Origin of the sequence: Burkholderia sp. Bmkn7 (assembly GCF_041103175.1) — a bacterium.
GTDB classification, from domain to species: Bacteria; Pseudomonadota; Gammaproteobacteria; order Burkholderiales; family Burkholderiaceae; genus Burkholderia; species Burkholderia cepacia.
In genome coordinates this window covers 1,280,762-1,297,750 of the sequence record NZ_JBGCUH010000003.1, presented here as the reverse complement: position 1 = coordinate 1,297,750, position 16,989 = coordinate 1,280,762, and the positions used below count along the sequence as shown (strand labels likewise).

The window sequence follows — 16,989 nt, the reverse complement described above, 5'->3', positions numbered from 1 at the left end:
GAAAAAAAAGGGGCGCTCGTCGCGCCCCTCTTCTCGTGTGCTTACCGCCTGAGCGTCACACTGCGTCAGCCGAGCTCGTTCACGAGCTCCGGCACGAGCGCGAACAGATCGCCGACGAGGCCGTAGTCGGCCACGCTGAAGATCGGTGCTTCGGGATCCTTGTTGATCGCGACGATCACCTTCGAATCCTTCATCCCGGCCAGATGCTGGATCGCACCCGAGATACCGACCGCGATGTACAGCTGCGGTGCGACGATCTTGCCGGTCTGGCCGACCTGGTAGTCGTTCGGCACGTAGCCGGCGTCGACTGCCGCGCGCGATGCGCCGAGCGCCGCCGACAGCTTGTCGGCCAGCGGCTCCAGCACCTTCGTGTAGTTCTCGCCGCTGCCCAGACCGCGGCCGCCCGACACGATGATCTTCGCGCTCGTCAGCTCCGGACGGTCCAGCTTCGTCACTTCACGGCTCACGAACTGCGACTTGCCGGCGTCTGCCGCCGCTTCGATCTTCTCGACCGCTGCGCTGCCGCCTTCCGCTGCCACCGGATCGAAGCCCGTCGCACGCACCGTGATGACCTTGATCGGGTCGCTCGACTGCACCGTCGCGATCGCGTTGCCCGCGTAGATCGGGCGCTCGAACGTGTCGGCACTGCCAACCGCCGTGATGTCCGAAATCTGCGCGACGTCCAGCTTCGCGGCGATACGCGGCGCGATGTTCTTGCCGTAAGCAGTCGCCGGCGCGAGGATGTGCGAGTAGTCCTTCGCGATGTTCAGCGCGGTCGCTTCGACGTTTTCCGCGAGGCCCGCTTCGAGCTGCGGCGCGTCGGCCAGCAACACCTTCGACACACCTGCGATCTTCGCTGCGGCATCGGCCGCCGCTTGCGCGTTGTGGCCCGCGACCAGCACGTGAATGTCACCGCCGATCTTCGCTGCCGCCGCCACCGTGTTCAGCGTCGCGGCCTTGATCGACGCGTTGTCGTGTTCTGCAATCACCAGAATCGTCATTTCTTTCCGCTCCCTCTTACAGCACCTTGGCTTCGGTCTTCAGCTTCTCGACCAGCGTCTTCACGTCCGGCACCTTCACGCCGGCTGCGCGCTTCGGCGGCTCGGCCACCTTCAGCGTCTTCAGACGCGGCGCGACGTCCACGCCGAGGTCTTCCGGCTTCACCGTTTCCAGCGGCTTCTTCTTCGCCTTCATGATGTTCGGCAGCGTCACGTAACGCGGCTCGTTCAGGCGCAGGTCGGTCGTCACGACCGCCGGCAGCGTCAGCGACAGCGTTTCCGCGCCGCCGTCGACTTCACGCGCGACCGTTGCCTTGCCGTCGGCGATTGTGACCTTCGATGCGAACGTCGCTTGCGGCAGGCCCGCCAGCGCGGCCAGCATCTGACCCGTCTGGTTCGAATCGTCGTCGATCGCCTGCTTGCCGAGGATCACCAGCTGCGGCTGTTCCTTGTCGACCAGCGCCTTCAGGATCTTCGCGACGGCCAGCGGCTCGACGCTGTCGTTCGACTCGACGAGGATCGCGCGATCCGCGCCGATCGCCAGCGCCGTGCGCAGCGTTTCCTGCGCTTGCGTGACGCCCACCGACACGGCGATCACTTCGGTCGCCACGCCCGCTTCCTTCAGGCGCACCGCTTCTTCAACCGCGATTTCGTCGAACGGGTTCATCGACATCTTCACGTTCGCGATGTCGACGCCCGTGTTGTCCGACTTCACACGGACCTTCACGTTGTAATCGACCACTCTTTTCACTGGCACCAGGATTTTCATGCACACGCTCCAAAGTTACGAATACGACCAGAGGCCATTCTATAGCGAGGCCTCATGACTGCGCGGCCAAGCGGACCCAACCATCATGGTTGTCGAGGATACCGCTTCTTGACGACGCGCCAATGATAGCGAACGATCGTTCTATTTTAAAAGAGAAAAAACCCGGACGCAAAGCCCGGGTTTTCGATCATCGACTCTAATCCCGCCGGGCGTCCCGTGCTCTGCCCGTTACCAGGCGGCAATGACCGCGCCGCCGAACTTGCCTTCGATGAACTGCTTCACGTCGGCCGAATGATAGGCCGCGATCAGTTTCGCGACCCACGGCTTGTTCCGGTCCGCCTCGCGTATCGCGAGGATGTTCGCGTACGGGCCGTTCGGCCCTTCGATCGCGATCGCGTCCTGTTTCGGTTTCAACCCCGCTTCCATCGCGTAGTTGGTATTGATCGCGGCCGCATCGACGTCGCCGAGCGAGCGCGGAATCTGCGCCGCGTCGAGCTCGACGATCTTCAGCTTGCGCGGATTGTCGACGATATCGAGCGGCGTCGCCTTCAGCCCCGCGTCCGCGCGCAGTTTCAGGAGACCCTGCTTTTGCAGCAACAGCAGCGCACGGCCGCCGTTGGTCGGATCGTTCGGGACCGCGATACGCGCGCCCGGCTTCAGTTCGGTCAGCGACTTCACGCGCTTCGAATAGATGCCCATCGGGAACGTGACGGTATCCGCGACCTTGATCAGCTTGTAGCCGCGATCCTTCACCTGCGCCTGCAGATACGGATCGTGCTGGTAGCTGTTCGCGTCGAGGTCGCCCGACGCGAGCGCCGCGTTCGGCTGCACGTAGTCGGAGAATTCGACGATGCGGATCTCGAGGCCGCTCTTCGCCGCGACCTTCTTCACCGCTTCCATGATCTGCGCGTGCGGCCCACCCGTCACACCCACCTTGATGGTTTCGGCCTGAGCGTGCGCGCCCGCGAACAGCGCGGCTGCGCCCAGTGCCACCGCGAACTTCAGCATGAAGCGTCGTTGCATCGTCTGTCTCCCCTAACGGATCAATTTCGTCTTATTTGTGGCTCAGCCGGCGGACGAGCCAGTCGCCGAACGACTGCACGATCTGCACGAACACGATCAGGATCGCGACGACCGTCCACATCACTTCCGGCAGATAGCGCTGGTAGCCATAGCGGATCCCGAGATCGCCGAGCCCGCCGCCGCCGATTGCGCCCGCCATCGCCGAATAGCCGACCAGCGACACGAACGTGATCGTCAGGCCCGCGACGACACCCGGCAGCGATTCGGGCAGCAGCACCTTGAAGACGATCTGTGACGTGGTCGCGCCCATCGATTGCGCGGCCTCGATCAGCCCGCGGTCGACTTCGCGCAGCGCCGTCTCGACGAGACGCGCGATGAACGGCGCGGCCGCGAGCGTCAGCGGCACGACCGCCGCGGCCGTGCCGATCGACGAACCCGTGACGAGCCGCGTAAACGGAATCACCGCGACCAGCAGGATGATGAACGGCGTCGAGCGGACGGCATTCACGATGCCGCCGAGCACGCGATTCACCGCGAAGTTCTGCAGCACGCCCTGGCGGTCGGTCAGGTAGAGCAGCACGCCGAGCGGCAGGCCGACGAGCGCGCCGACCGCCCCGGAGATGCCGACCATGATCAGCGTCTCCCAGAACGACTGCACGAACATATCGAACATCTCACTCAACATACGAAAGCTCCTCTACCACCACACCTTGTTCGCGCAGGAACGCGAGCGCCTGCCCGACCTTGCCCGGCTCGCCGCCCGCGAGCACCGCGAGCGAACCGAATGCCTGCCCCTGAATCTCGTCGATCTGGCCGTGCAGGATGTTGAAATCGAGTTCGTACCGACGGATCGTTTCCGACAGGATCGGCTGGTCGACACCCGAGCCCGTAAACGCAAGCCGCAGCAGATGACCGCTGCCGGTCTTCAGCCGCTCGGCCACGCGCGCCTTCAGCGCGGGCGGCAACTCCTGCGCGATCACGTCGCCGATCAGCGCGCGCGTCACCTCGTGATGCGGCTGCAGGAACACGTCGATCACGCGGCCTTCCTCGACCACGCGCCCCGCATCGAGCACCGCGACGCGATCGCACACCTGCTTGATCACTTCCATCTGGTGCGTGATCAGCACGATCGTCAGGCCGAGTTCGCGGTTGATGCGCTTCAGCAGGTCGAGGATCGAGCGCGTGGTCTCGGGATCGAGCGCGGACGTCGCTTCGTCCGACAGCAGCACCTTCGGCTGGCTCGCAAGCGCGCGGGCGATGCCGACGCGCTGCTTCTGCCCGCCGCTGATCTGCGACGGATAGCGATCCTTCTGCGCGGACAGCCCGACGAGGTCGAGCAGCGGCAGCACCGCGGCCTCGATGTCGGCACGGCTTGCGCCGGCCAGCTCGAGCGGCAGCGCGACGTTGTCGAACACCGTGCGCGACGACAGCAGGTTGAAGTGCTGGAAGATCATGCCGATCTCGCGTCGCGCCTCGCGCAGCGCGCCAGCAGACAGCAGCGTGAGATCGAGCCCGCCGACGACGACATTGCCTTCTGTCGGCCGCGTGAGCAGGTTGATCGTGCGCACGAGCGTGCTCTTGCCGGCGCCGCTTCGGCCGATGATGCCGAACACTTCGCCCTGCGGGATCGTCAGGTTGATGTTGCGCAGCGCCTCGACCCAGCCGCCCGGCCCGGGAAATCGCTGCGAAAGATTGCGTAATTCGATCATGTAAACAAAACGGCGGCCGGCTGGCGAGTTGGCCCGCCAGTCGGCCGCCGATGCATCTGGAATAACCGACGATTTTACCGCAAACCCCTCATTCCCCTTAATAATCGATTTCGATCTTTTCATAACCGCACGAAATTAGAGGGACGCCGCTGGCGCGTCACGACGATGCCGCGACTATGATCCGGAACACCGACCAACCGACAGGGGACACACCAGATGACCGCCACCACCACGCCGGCCGCCGCACCTGCCACCGCCGGACCGGCACCATCGTCCCCACCCGCGCCGACGATGGTCCGCCTGCGTACCGCCGACGGGCTCGAACTGGCGTCGTACCGCTGGCCGGCTGGCGACGGCACCGAGCCGCCGCGCGCGACGATCGCACTCGTACATGGCCTTGCCGAACACGCGGGTCGTTATGCCGCGCTCGCCGGCCGGCTGAATGCGGCCGGCATCGAGGTGCTCGCGGTCGACCTGCGCGGGCACGGCCAGTCACCGGGCAAGCGCGCCTGGGTCGAGCGCTTCGACGGCTACCTGAACGATGCGGATGCGCTGGTCGCCGAAGCCGCACGCGGCAATTCGCCGCTGTTCCTGATGGGGCACAGCATGGGCGGGGCGGTCGCGGCGCTGTACGCGATCGAACGCGCGCCGGCACGCGGCCACGCGCTGAGCGGCCTCGTGCTGTCGAGTCCGGCGCTCGCGCCGGGACGTGACGTGCCGCGCTGGATGCTCGCCGTGAGCCGCGTCATCAGCCGCATATGGCCGACCTTCCCCGCAATCAGGATCGATGCCGCGCTGCTGTCGCGCGATCCGGCCATCGTCGCAGCCAATCGTGCCGATCCGCTCGTCCATCACGGCGCGGTGCCCGCGCGCACCGGCGCGGAGATTCTCGACGCGATGGCACGCATCGAAAGCGGTCGCGGCGCGTTGCGCGTTCCGGTGCTCGTCTATCACGGCACCGAGGACAAGCTGACCGAACCCGACGGCAGCCGTGCGTTCGGTGCGCACGTCGGCTCGCCTGATCGCACGCTGACGCTGTACGAAGGCGGCTTTCACGAAACGATGAACGATCTCGAACGCGATCGCGTGATCGACGCGCTGATCGCGTGGATTCACGCGCGCGTGCCGGCGCGCTGAGTGCGCCCGGCCCGGCCGGTCACGCGATCGTCAGATGCCGGCCAGTACGCGCAGGTGCGCGACGACGCTGCGCCCGAGCGCGGACAGGTTGTAGCCGCCTTCGAGGCAGCTCACGATGCGCCCCTGCGCATGCCGGCGCGCCACCTCGACGATCTGCGCGGTCAACCATTCGAAGTCGGCTTCGACGAGGCCGAGGTTGCCGATGTCGTCCTCGCGATGCGCATCGAAACCCGCGGACACGAACAGCATCTGCGGCTTGAACGCATCGAGGCGCGGCAGCCAGAACATGTCGACGGCTTCGCGGATCGCCATCCCGTTGCTGCGCGCGGGCATCGGCAGGTTGACCATGTTCGGCGCCTGGTGATCGACGCCCGAGAACGGGTACAGCGGATGCTGGAAGAAACTGCACATCAGCACCCGCTCGTCGTTCGCGAACGCCGCCTCGGTGCCGTTGCCGTGATGCACGTCGAAATCGATGATCGCGACCCGCTCCAGACCGTGTACGTCGAGTGCATGTCGCGCGGCGATCGCGACGTTGTTGAAGAAGCAGAAACCCATCGCGCGCGCAGGCTCCGCATGATGACCGGGCGGACGCACGCCACAGAACGCATTCGCGTAGCGGCCTTCGATCACCGCGTCGGTCGCCGCGATCGCGGCGCCGGCCGCACGCAGCGCCGCGCGCCACGTATCGCGGTTCATCAGCGTATCGGGATCAATCTCGACGTAGCCGTCGACCGGCGTCATGCTCCGGATGTAGTCGATGTGCGCCTGCGTATGCACCCGGCCCAGCGCCACCTCGCTCGCGAACGGCGCGGTTTCGTGCACGATCAGATCGTCGATGCGGCTCGCGATCAGTTGATCCTGGATCGCCGACAGGCGGGCCGGGCATTCCGGATGCCATTCCCCCATCTCGTGCAGCATGCAGTCGGGGTGCGTATAGAAAGCGGTTGCCATAAGCTGTCATCCGCGGCGCACGGTGCGCCGCAGGTCTCCATCAATGATGTCCATCGTCTGCCGCGAATTCGCCGCTAACTTACCACAACGGTGGCCTGCCACGCCCCGGCGCGCCGGATCCGTCGGGTATACTGCGCCGAACCCAATCGCCCTGTCCGCCCGCTTCGACATGAATTCCAGCAAGCCTGCCGCCCTTCTCTCCGCGCTGTTCCGTGTTCTCGTTCCGCTCGTCGCGGCCGCTGCCGTCGCGGCCCTCGGCACCGCGCCTGCCGGCGCGCAGACGCGACCCGCGAAGCCCGCGGGCACGCTCGTCGCACAGGCCCAGCCGCAACAGCCGACGCCGCAAGGCCAGACCTTCGAAGAGGAAATCGTTCCGCAGCGTTACGCGAACAACGCGAAGGTCGACGCGTTCATCGACGAGATGGTCAGCCGCAACGGCTTCGACTCCGCGAGCCTGCATGCGCTGTTCTCGCGCATCAGCTATTCGGCGACGGCGGTCAAGCTCGTGAAACCGGCCCCGTCGCCGACGGTCAAGAACTGGCGCGTCTATCGCTCGCGCTTCATCGAGCCGATCCGCATCAACGCGGGCGTGAAATTCTGGAAGGCGAACCAGGCAACGCTGCAGCGTGCATCCGAGCAGTTCGGCGTGCCGCCCGAGGTGATCGTCGGCATCATCGGTGTCGAGACGATCTACGGCCGCTACATGGGCAATTTCCGCGTGCTCGACGCACTGACGACGCTCACGTTCGACTATCCGGACACGCCGAATCGTGACAGCCGCCAGGCGACGTTCCGCAAGAACCTTGAGGATTTCCTGGTCTGGACCCGCGACAACCAGCTCGACCCGACCACCGTGCTCGGTTCGTATACGGGCGCGATCGGGATTCCACAGTTCCTGCCGAGCAGCATCCGCGAATATGCGGTCGACTTCGACGGCACGGGCCATGTCGACCTGCGCAGCAGTCCTGTCGATGCGATCGGCAGCGTCGCGAACTACCTGAAGCAGCACGGCTGGGAAACCGACCGCCCGGTGGTCTGGCAGATCACGCCCGACACGGGCAGCCTGGGGATCGCACAGGCCGCCGCCGACGGCCAGCCCGAACCGCACTGGGCACTGTCGCAACTGCTGCGCGCGGGCATGACGCTGAACGAGCCGACGGTCAACATCACGACCGAAGCCGGCACGCCCGTGACGGTGGTCGACCTGCCGTCGCCGGGCCGCGCGACCGAATACATGCTCGGGCTCAAGAATTTCTACGTGCTGACGCGCTACAACCGCAGCTTCTTCTACGCGCTTACCGTGTACCAGCTTGGCGAGGCGGTCAAGGCGCAGATGGAAGCGAGCGGCGCACTTCAGCCGAGTACCACCGATACACAGTCGCAGTAAGCACCGCCCGCCCAATGAAAAAGCGCCGCACAAGCGGCGCTTTCGTTTCGTACACGCGCGACGCGCATCTGCCCGCGTTCAGGCAGGAAACACGCCCGTGGACAGGTAGCGGTCGCCGCGATCGCAGACGATGAACACGATCGTCGCATTCTCGACCTGACGCGCGATGCGCATCGCGACTTCGCATGCGCCGCCCGAGGAAATGCCCGCGAAGATGCCTTCGACGGCCGCGAGGCGGCGCGCCATCGTTTCCGACGCAGCCTGGCTCACGCTCTCGACGCGGTCGACACGGCTGCGATCGAAGATCGTCGGCATATAGGCTTCCGGCCACTTGCGGATGCCCGGAATGCGCGAACCGTCTTCCGGCTGCGCACCGACGATCTCGATCGCCGGATTCTGCTCCTTCAGGTAGCGCGACGTGCCCATGATCGTGCCCGTCGTGCCCATTGCCGACACGAAGTGCGTGACGCGCCCTTCGGTATCGCGCCAGATTTCCGGGCCCGTCGCTTCGTAGTGCGCAACCGGATTGTCGGGGTTCGCGAACTGGTCGAGGATCACGCCCTTGCCTTCGCGCTGCATCTCGTCCGCGAGATCACGTGCCAGCTCCATCCCGCCCTTCACCGGCGTCAGGATGATTTCGGCACCGTAGGCGGCCATGCTCTGGCGGCGCTCGACCGACAGGTCCTCCGGCATGATCAGCACCATCTTGTAGCCGCGGATCGCCGCTGCCATCGCGAGTGCGATACCGGTGTTGCCGCTCGTCGCCTCGATCAGCGTGTCGCCCGGCTTGATACGCCCGCGCGCCTCGGCCTTGCTGATCATCGACAGCGCCGGACGATCCTTCACGGAACCGGCCGGATTGTTGCCTTCGAGCTTCGCGAGCACCACGTTGTTGCGCGCGCGAATCTCGTCGTCCGGCAAGCGGACCAGTTGGACGAGCGGCGTATTGCCGATCGTGTCTTCGATAGTTTTGTAAGCCATGGATATACCGTGAGTACGAGGCCGATCAATCGATCGATTGTAAACCAGCACCGCTGCTCGCGCCGGCAACCCCATTGCGGCGATGGAATACGCATGCCGTGCGACGCGTGGACGCCCCCATGCGCCGTGCCCACGCAAAAAACCCGCGGCATGCCGCGGGAAGCCGTCGCAACGACGGCGACTGAAGGAGCTTGTTGTCGGCTGCGCGCGACGCGTTACTTCTGCGTGGTGGTGCGGGCAGGTGCGGCTGCGGGCTTGCCGGCGGCCGGCTTGCCCGGGGCCGGCTGCGCGGCACCCGTGCCGGCCGCACCGATCGTCAGGCCTTCCTGCTGAAGCCGCTCGACGGTATGGCCGCCCATGCCTTTCACGCGTGCGGCGAGATCCTCCGCATTCCTGAACGGGCCGCGTGCGCCGCGTTCGTCGAGAATCGCCTTTGCTCGCGCCGGGCCGATACCCTTGATGCCGACGAGCGCATCCTCGTTGGCGGTGTTGACGTCGACGGCCGCCCAGGCCGAGGCGATCGTGCCGAGCATTGCCGCTGCGGCCAACCATTTCCTGATCATGTGCTGGATCTCCGATGAATACGGCCGGCGGCTGCCGACCGTGAGACCCAGTCTATCGATGCAACGCTTCCGTTTAAACCTGGCCGGATAGCCAACGCACGTAGCGGTCGACGCCTTCCTGCACGGTCAAGAACGGTGCGTCGTAACCGGCCGCACGCAGTTTCGTCTGGTCGGCCTGCGTGAAGCACTGGTACTTGCCGCGCAGCGCATCGGGGAACGGCACGTATTCGATCAGCCCTTGCTCGACCTGCTGCGCGAGCGTCAGCGGCGGCAGGTTGTCGAGCGCGCGCAACGTATTCACGACCGTCGACGCGATATCGTTGAACGGCTGCGCACGGCCGGTCCCGAGGTTGAAGATGCCCGACTTCTCCGGATGATCGAAGAAGAACAGGTTGACCTTCGTCACGTCCTCGATCGACACGAAGTCACGCGTCTGCTCGCCCGGTGCGTAGCCGTTGTACTCGCCGAACAGCTTCACCTTGCCTTCCGCGCGGAACTGGTTGAAGTTGTGGAACGCGACCGATGCCATGCGGCCCTTGTGCGTCTCGCGCGGGCCGTACACGTTGAAGTAGCGGAAGCCCGCGATCTGGCTCTTCGCGGTCGGCAGCACACGACGGATCACCTGGTCGAACAGGAACTTCGAATAGCCGTAGACATTCAGCGGCGCCTCGACGTCGCGCTCCTCGACGAATCGCGTCGAGCCGCCGTAGGTCGCCGCCGACGACGCGTACAGGAACTGCGTGCCCTGTGCGAGGCAGGTGTCGAGCAACGCGCGGCTGTAGCGGAAGTTGTTGTCCATCATGTAGCGGCCGTCGGTTTCCATCGTGTCCGAGCACGCACCTTCGTGGAACACCGCGCGTACCTTGCCGAAATCGCCGCGCGCGAAACGTTCGACGAATTCCGACTTGTCCAGATAGTCGTCGATCTCGCAATCGACGAGATTCCGGAACTTGTCCGCGCGCGTCAGGTTGTCGACCGCGATGATGCGCGTCTCGCCGCGCTCGTTGAGCGCCTTGACGATGTTCGCGCCGATAAAACCGGCTGCGCCGGTGACGATGAGGGTCATGATCGTCCTGCCTGAAAAGTGCGAGCCATGCGTGCGGCGCGCTCATCGCGCCGCCGCATGCGCTCAATGAAACAGTTCGTCGTAGTCCACCGTGGCCGTGCCGAGCTTGCCGACCACGATGCCTGCCGCGCGATTCGCGAGCACCACGGCGTCGACGAGCGGCACGCCTGCGCCGAGCATCGTCGCGACCGTCGCGATCACGGTATCGCCCGCGCCCGACACGTCGAACACCTCGCGCGCGAGCGCCGGCGCGTGCAGTTCGCCGGTGGCGGAAAACAGCGTCATGCCTTCTTCCGAACGCGTGAGCAGCAGCGCGTCGATGCCGAGCTCCGCACGCAGGTTCGCGACGCGCGCGCGCAGGTCGTCTTCCGATTTCCACTGCCCGACCACTTCGCGCAATTCCGCGCGATTCGGCGTGATCAGCGACGCACCGCGATAGCGCGCCCAGTCGTCGCCCTTCGGGTCGACGAGGACGGACTTGCCGGCCGCACGCGCCTTCTCGATCATCGTCGTGACGTGCGTCAGGCCGCCTTTCGCGTAATCCGACATCAGCACGACGTCGTGCTGCGGCAGCAGCGCATCGAAGCGCGCGAGCCCCGCGAGCAGCACCTCGTGCGTCGGCATGGCCTCGAAGTCGACGCGCAGCAGTTGCTGCTGGCGCGCGAGCACACGCAGCTTGATCGTGGTCGGCAGCGCCGGGTCGCGTTCGAGATGCGGCGTCACGCCGCTGCTGCCGAGCAGTTCGACGATGCGCTCGCCGGGTTCGTCGCACCCGACGACGCACAGCAACCCGGCCTGGCCGCCGAGCGTCACGGCGTTGCGCGCGACGTTGGCCGCACCGCCGAGCCGCTCTTCCTGGCGCTGCACGTGCACGACCGGCACGGGCGCCTCGGGCGAAATGCGATCGACGTTGCCGAACCAGTAACGGTCGAGCATCACGTCGCCGACGACAAGCACGCGCGAGCGCGCGAGTTGCGCACGCGGTACCGGAACGACCTCGCGGAGAGTATTCATCGTGTGATCAGCCACGGGAGGACGACTGGGGATCGACATACGGCCGGCCGATCGCGTAGTAGTCGATGCCCAGTTCGGCCATCGCATCCGGCTCGTACAGATTGCGCCCGTCGAAGATCACCGGCGCCTTCAGTTCAGCCTTCAGGCGCGTGAAATCGGGGCTCCGGAATTCCTTCCACTCGGTCACGATCACGAGCGCGTCCGCGCCCGTCACGGCGATGTCCTGCGTGTCGACGAGATGGAGCCGCGCCAGCGCGCCAGGATCGGTATCGAAGTCGAGCGCAAACACGCGCCGCGCCTCGTCGATCGCGACCGGATCGTACGCACGAACGGTCGCGCCGCGTTCGAGCAGCGCGGCGATCAGGCGGCGGCTCGGCGCCTCGCGCATGTCATCGGTGTTCGGCTTGAACGCCAGGCCCCAGACCGCGAACTCGCGGCCGGTCAGGTCGGCACCGAAGCGCTGCTCGATCTTGCCGATCAGCACGTCCTTCTGCGCATGGTTGGCCGCCTCGACGGCTTCCAGGATGCGCAACGGCTGGCCGTTCTCGCCGGCCGTGCGAATCAGCGCCTGGACGTCCTTCGGGAAGCACGAGCCGCCGTAGCCGACGCCGGCGTACAGGAAGTGATAGCCGATGCGCGGATCGGAGCCGATCCCGCGGCGCACGGCCTCGATGTCGGCGCCGACCTTGTCGGCAAGATTCGACATCTCGTTCATGAACGAGATACGCGTTGCAAGCATCGCATTCGCCGCATATTTCGCGAATTCCGCCGAACGCACGTCCATGTAGATCGTGCGCTCATGATTGCGGTTGAACGGCGCGTAAAGCTTCTTCATCTTCTCGCGCGCGATCGTGCCCGTCTCGTCGTCGTCGACGCCGATGATGATCCGGTCCGGACGCATGAAGTCCTCGACCGCGGCGCCTTCCTTCAGGAACTCCGGGTTCGACACGACCGAGAAGCGATGCGCGACGCTGCCCGCCAGCCCGCGGGCGGCGAGCGCTTCGTCGACCACGCCGCGCACGCGCTGCGCGGTACCGACCGGCACGGTCGACTTGTCGACGATCACCTTGAAGCCCGTCATGTGGCGGCCGATGTTGCGCGCGGCTTCGAGCACGTACTGCAGGTCGGCCGAGCCGTCCTCGTCGGGCGGTGTGCCGACGGCGATGAACTGGATCTCGCCGTGCGCGACGCTTGCCTCGATGTCGGTCGAAAAGCGCAGGCGCCCCGCCGCGCGGTTGCGCGCGATGATGTCCAGCAGCCCAGGTTCGTGAATCGGCATCCCGCCGTTGTTCAGGATGTCGATCTTGCGCGGATCGACGTCGAGGCAGAAGACGTCGTGGCCGATCTCCGCCAGGCAGGCGCCCGTGACGAGACCGACATAGCCGGTGCCGATGATGGTGATTTTCATAGATGTTCCGGTACTTCCCGGTAATTGACTAACTTGGCCGCCGGGACGAACCCGGCGGCAACCGCAGTGCGTTGGCTCCGCGTGCCGGGATCAGCCCGGCATCGCAGGATCGACGCGACGCGGCGCATAGGTTTCCCAGCCGCTGCAGCCCGGACACTGCCAGTAGAAATTGCGCGCCCGGAAACCGCAATTCTGGCACGTATACCGTGGCAAATTCTTGGTGCGCTGCTTGATCAGCGCACGCATCATTTCAAGTTCCTTACGGCGCGGTTCGTCGGCCGCCGCGATCTGCGCATCGAGCAGGTGCAGCATCCCCGACAGGTTCGGCGACTTCTCCATCTGCATGCGCGCGAGCGTGTGCGCCGCGTCCTGGCCGCGCAAGCCCGCGATGTGCTGGTATGCGATGTCGAGCAGGTCGTTCGACGGATAGCGGTCGACATAGCCCATCAGCAGCTCGGCACCTTCGGCGTTCTTGCCGAGCGCGACGTACGCCTTCATCAGCTTGTCGGCGACGAGCGGCAGATACGCCGGATTCTGCGCTTCGACACGCTTCCAGTGCTCGATCGCGGCCGCATGGTTGCCCTCGGCCGCCGCGGCGTCGCCGGAGAGGATCGTCGCGCGAACGTTCTGCGGGTTCACGGTCAACGCGAGGCGCAACTGTTCGGCAGCCGCTGCCGCGTTCTTGCGCTGCAGCGCGTCCTGCGCGAGTTCGCAGTGAAACTGCGCAATTTCGACGCCGAGCGGTTTGTCGCTCATCGACTCGATGCGCTTCGCCGTATCGATCGACTTGTTCCAGTCCTTCTCGATCTCGTAGATCGTCAGCAGCGCCCGCTGCGCGCCGAGCGCGTAATCGCCGTCGGCGAGTTTGTGGAACGCCTCCTCGGCGCGATCGAGCAGGCCGGCCTTCAGGAAGTCCTGGCCGAGTTCGTACAGTGCGTGGTCGCGTTCGTTGACCGGCAGGTCCGTGCGGCTCAGCAGGTTCTGGTGCACGCGGATCGCGCGGTCGGTTTCGCCGCGGCGGCGAAACAGGTTGCCGAGTGCGAAGTGCAGCTCGACCGTCTCGGGATCCAGCTTGGCGACCTCGATGAACGCGTCGATCGCCTTGTCGGGTTGTTCGTTCAACAGAAAATTCAGGCCGCGGAAATACGAGCGCGGCAGGTTGGCACTCTCCGACAGGAGATTCTTAAGGTCATAGCGTGACGCCGCCCAACCGAGCGCGAACGCGACCGGAATCGCGAGCAACCACCAGAAATCCAGATCCATGCGAAATATCGAAGCAGAGACGAAAACCGCGCGATGATCGCGCGGCGTCCGTGTTAAATGACGGGCGGCATCGGCGGCTGGTCGATGACGGCCGGCGTTTCGCGCGCCGCGCGCAGATCGCGCTTCAGGCGCCCGTTCTCGAGACGCAGGCGGAAGATCGAAGGCAGCGCGGACAGCAAGCCAGCCAGCAGCCCCACGGCGAAGAACGCGAGGCCGATCAGGATCAGCGGCGCCTGCCATGAATAGCCGGCCACGAAATTCAGCGTCGCGGTTTGCGTATTGGCCAGCGCAAGCACCAGCAGCAGTACGAACACCAATACCCGGATCAGCCAGACGATAAACTTCATGAAGCCCTCTCTTTGTTGAGGTTTGCCGCGGCGCGCGACTCCCCTTCGTCGCGCCGAATCGACCCGTATTGTAAAGGAAGCGTTTCCGCGGCTGCGCACATCCTGCTCGCACCCGTTGCGTCGCATTCGCCGGAAATGAAAAAAGCGCCCACAAGGGGCGCTTTTCTTTTCAGCCTTCGCCGGATGGGTTCCGGGCAATCCGGGTGACGCTCAACGCTCGTCGTCCGGATCGTCAGCCTTCAGCGGCTCACCGGCGCGGCCGTCGACGCGTTCCCGCAATTCCTTGCCAGGCTTGAAGTGCGGCACGAACTTCTCGGGCACCTGCACTTTCTCCCCTGACTTCGGGTTGCGTCCGACGCGCGCCGGGCGACGGTTGAGGCCAAAGCTGCCGAAACCCCGAATTTCGATACGATGCCCTTTCGCCAGAGCGTCAGACATCGCATCGAGCATCGTTTTCACCGCGAAATCCGCATCCTTGAGGACAAGTTGCGGAAATCGCGATGCCAGCTGCGCGACCAACTCGGATTTGGTCATACTTCAGCAGACCTCGTGAGGCTTACTGGTTCTGGCCGTCGAGCTTCGCCTTCAGCAGCGCGCCGAGGTTGGTCGTACCGGTCGCAGCAGCGCTGGTGTCCGACTGCAGGCCGCGGATCGCTTCCTGTTGTTCAGCCGAATCCTTCGCCTTGATCGACAGGTTGATGCCGCGCGACTTGCGATCGATGTTGATCACCATCGCGTTGACCTTGTCGCCTTCCTTCAGCACGTTGCGTGCGTCTTCGACGCGATCCTGTGAGATTTCCGACGCACGCAGGTAGCCTTCGATGTCGCCCGTCAGCGTGACGACCGCACCCTTCGCATCGACCGTCTTCACGACGCCGTCGACGATCGAGCCCTTGTCGTTCATTGCAACGTAGTTGCTGAACGGGTCGCCTTCGAGCTGCTTGATGCCGAGCGAAATACGCTCCTTCTCGACGTCGATACCGAGCACGATCGCTTCGACTTCGTCGCCCTTCTTGTACTTGCGAACGGCTTCTTCGCCGGCTTCGCTCCACGACAGGTCCGACAGGTGGACCAGGCCGTCGATGCCGCCCGGCAGACCGATGAACACGCCGAAGTCGGTGATCGACTTGATTGCGCCCGTGATCTTGTCGCCCTTCTTGAAGTTGCGGCTGAAGTCATCCCACGGATTCGGCTTGCACTGCTTCATGCCGAGGCTGATACGACGGCGGTCTTCGTCGATCTCGAGGACCATGACTTCGACTTCGTCGCCCAGCTGGACAACCTTCGACGGAGCAACGTTCTTGTTGGTCCAGTCCATTTCCGACACGTGGACGAGGCCTTCGATGCCCGATTCCACTTCGACGAATGCGCCGTAGTCGGTGATGTTCGTGACCTTGCCGAACAGGCGCGTGCCCGACGGGTAACGGCGCGAGATGCCTTCCCACGGATCGTCGCCCAGTTGCTTGATGCCCAGCGAGACGCGGTTCTTCTCTTGGTCGAACTTGAGGATCTTCGCGGTGACTTCCTGGCCAACCGACAGAACTTCGCTCGGGTGACGCACACGACGCCATGCGATGTCGGTGATGTGCAGCAGGCCGTCGATGCCGCCGAGGTCGACGAACGCGCCGTAGTCGGTGATGTTCTTGACCACGCCGTTGACGATCGCGCCTTCCTTCAGCGTCTCGAGCAGCTTCGCGCGCTCTTCGCCTTGGGTTGCTTCGATCACTGCACGACGCGACAGCACGACGTTGTTACGCTTGCGATCGAGCTTGATCACGCGGAACTCGAGCGTCTTGCCTTCGTACGGGGTCGTGTCCTTGACCGGACGCGTGTCGACCAGCGAACCCGGCAGGAACGCACGGATGCCATTGACCATCACGGTCATGCCGCCCTTCACCTTGCCGGTGATCGTGCCGGTGACGAGTTCGTTGTTGTCGAGAGCCTTTTCCAGCGACAGCCACGATGCAAGGCGCTTCGCCTTGTCACGCGACAGGATCGTGTCGCCGTAGCCGTTTTCGAGTGCGTCGATCGCGACGGACACGAAATCGCCCGACTGCACCTCAACCTCGCCCTGATCGTTCAGGAATTCCTCGATCGGAATGTAAGCCTCGGACTTCAGGCCTGCATTGACGACCACGAAGTTGTGGTCGACGCGCACGACTTCGGCAGAAATCACTTCGCCGGCGCGCATGTCTTGGCGGGTCAGCGACTCTTCGAACAGAGCCGCGAAAGATTCAGTATTCGGGGTGGAGGTTTGCAGGTCGGACATAAAAATCTGATTGTGCATGGATCGCTGTGCCACGCCGGCCGGAATGGCAGGCTGAAAGGGCCAGATCGATGACCACACGGGGTTAAGGGTTCGAAACACGC

At 64.8% G+C, this 16,989-nt stretch carries 17 protein-coding genes; 2 read left to right on the top strand and 15 right to left on the bottom strand.

What is annotated here, in order from left to right:
• Positions 1-65: 65 nt before the first annotated feature.
• The 5 genes from AB3K92_RS27525 to AB3K92_RS27505 form a co-directional block, all read right to left on the bottom strand.
• Complete coding sequence (locus tag AB3K92_RS27525) at positions 66-1,001, bottom strand: electron transfer flavoprotein subunit alpha/FixB family protein (RefSeq protein WP_369466217.1); 936 nt, start codon at positions 999-1,001, stop codon at positions 66-68.
• A 16-nt stretch (positions 1,002-1,017) separates the two neighbouring features.
• Positions 1,018-1,767: an electron transfer flavoprotein subunit beta/FixA family protein gene (locus AB3K92_RS27520; protein ID WP_021157446.1), complete on the bottom strand. Its 750-nt coding sequence runs from the start codon at positions 1,765-1,767 to the stop codon at positions 1,018-1,020.
• A gap of 228 nt (positions 1,768-1,995) precedes the next feature.
• The gene (locus AB3K92_RS27515; RefSeq protein WP_021157447.1) at positions 1,996-2,790 is read right to left on the bottom strand and encodes a MetQ/NlpA family ABC transporter substrate-binding protein; all 795 of its coding nucleotides are present in this window, start codon (positions 2,788-2,790) and stop codon (positions 1,996-1,998) included.
• 31 nt (positions 2,791-2,821) lie between these two features.
• Entirely contained in the window at positions 2,822-3,475 is a 654-nt protein-coding gene (locus AB3K92_RS27510) for a methionine ABC transporter permease (RefSeq protein WP_369466215.1), read from the bottom strand.
• The gene (locus tag AB3K92_RS27505) at positions 3,465-4,499 is read right to left on the bottom strand and encodes a methionine ABC transporter ATP-binding protein (protein ID WP_027788053.1); all 1,035 of its coding nucleotides are present in this window, start codon (positions 4,497-4,499) and stop codon (positions 3,465-3,467) included. The genes AB3K92_RS27510 and AB3K92_RS27505 overlap by 11 nt, the downstream gene beginning before the upstream one ends.
• Before the next feature lie 216 nt (positions 4,500-4,715).
• Here AB3K92_RS27505 and AB3K92_RS27500 point away from each other — a divergent pair, with 216 nt between their 5' ends.
• Positions 4,716-5,636: an alpha/beta hydrolase gene (locus AB3K92_RS27500; RefSeq protein ID WP_124922123.1), complete on the top strand. Its 921-nt coding sequence runs from the start codon at positions 4,716-4,718 to the stop codon at positions 5,634-5,636.
• Positions 5,637-5,666: 30 nt separating this feature from the next.
• Here AB3K92_RS27500 and AB3K92_RS27495 read toward each other — a convergent pair whose 3' ends face one another.
• On the bottom strand, positions 5,667-6,590 hold the full coding sequence (locus tag AB3K92_RS27495; protein ID WP_021157450.1) for a histone deacetylase family protein: 924 nt from the start codon (positions 6,588-6,590) through the stop codon (positions 5,667-5,669).
• 43 nt (positions 6,591-6,633) lie between these two features.
• On the opposite strand from AB3K92_RS27495, the gene mltB reads away from it, so the two are divergent.
• On the top strand, positions 6,634-7,977 hold the full coding sequence (mltB, locus tag AB3K92_RS27490; RefSeq protein ID WP_369466212.1) for a lytic murein transglycosylase B: 1,344 nt from the start codon (positions 6,634-6,636) through the stop codon (positions 7,975-7,977).
• 78 nt (positions 7,978-8,055) lie between these two features.
• On the opposite strand, the gene cysM is transcribed toward mltB, so the two are convergent.
• The 9 genes from cysM to rpsA all read right to left on the bottom strand — a co-directional run bounded on the left by cysM (position 8,056) and on the right by rpsA (position 16,906).
• The gene (gene cysM, locus AB3K92_RS27485) at positions 8,056-8,958 is read right to left on the bottom strand and encodes a cysteine synthase CysM (protein ID WP_042973431.1); all 903 of its coding nucleotides are present in this window, start codon (positions 8,956-8,958) and stop codon (positions 8,056-8,058) included.
• Positions 8,959-9,173: 215 nt separating this feature from the next.
• Entirely contained in the window at positions 9,174-9,521 is a 348-nt protein-coding gene (locus AB3K92_RS27480) for a helix-hairpin-helix domain-containing protein (protein WP_021157453.1), read from the bottom strand.
• A 73-nt stretch (positions 9,522-9,594) separates the two neighbouring features.
• Positions 9,595-10,587, bottom strand: coding sequence for an ADP-glyceromanno-heptose 6-epimerase (rfaD, locus tag AB3K92_RS27475; protein WP_021157454.1), 993 nt, complete (start codon positions 10,585-10,587; stop codon positions 9,595-9,597).
• 63 nt (positions 10,588-10,650) lie between these two features.
• A complete protein-coding gene (gene rfaE1 / locus AB3K92_RS27470) occupies positions 10,651-11,601 on the bottom strand; it encodes a D-glycero-beta-D-manno-heptose-7-phosphate kinase (protein WP_369466210.1) in 951 nt (316 codons plus the stop codon).
• Positions 11,602-11,608: 7 nt separating this feature from the next.
• Positions 11,609-13,009: a UDP-glucose/GDP-mannose dehydrogenase family protein gene (locus tag AB3K92_RS27465; protein WP_021157456.1), complete on the bottom strand. Its 1,401-nt coding sequence runs from the start codon at positions 13,007-13,009 to the stop codon at positions 11,609-11,611.
• A 90-nt stretch (positions 13,010-13,099) separates the two neighbouring features.
• Positions 13,100-14,272, bottom strand: a complete 1,173-nt coding sequence (gene lapB / locus AB3K92_RS27460; protein ID WP_369466208.1) for a lipopolysaccharide assembly protein LapB — start codon at positions 14,270-14,272, stop codon at positions 13,100-13,102.
• A 53-nt stretch (positions 14,273-14,325) separates the two neighbouring features.
• Positions 14,326-14,619 (bottom strand): lipopolysaccharide assembly protein LapA domain-containing protein, encoded by a 294-nt coding sequence (locus AB3K92_RS27455; RefSeq protein ID WP_021157458.1) that lies wholly within the window; start codon positions 14,617-14,619, stop codon positions 14,326-14,328.
• A 210-nt stretch (positions 14,620-14,829) separates the two neighbouring features.
• Positions 14,830-15,153 (bottom strand): integration host factor subunit beta, encoded by a 324-nt coding sequence (locus AB3K92_RS27450; RefSeq protein WP_006486894.1) that lies wholly within the window; start codon positions 15,151-15,153, stop codon positions 14,830-14,832.
• Between the two features lie 22 nt (positions 15,154-15,175).
• Positions 15,176-16,906 (bottom strand): 30S ribosomal protein S1, encoded by a 1,731-nt coding sequence (gene rpsA, locus AB3K92_RS27445; RefSeq protein WP_306304903.1) that lies wholly within the window; start codon positions 16,904-16,906, stop codon positions 15,176-15,178.
• Positions 16,907-16,989: the final 83 nt, after the last annotated feature.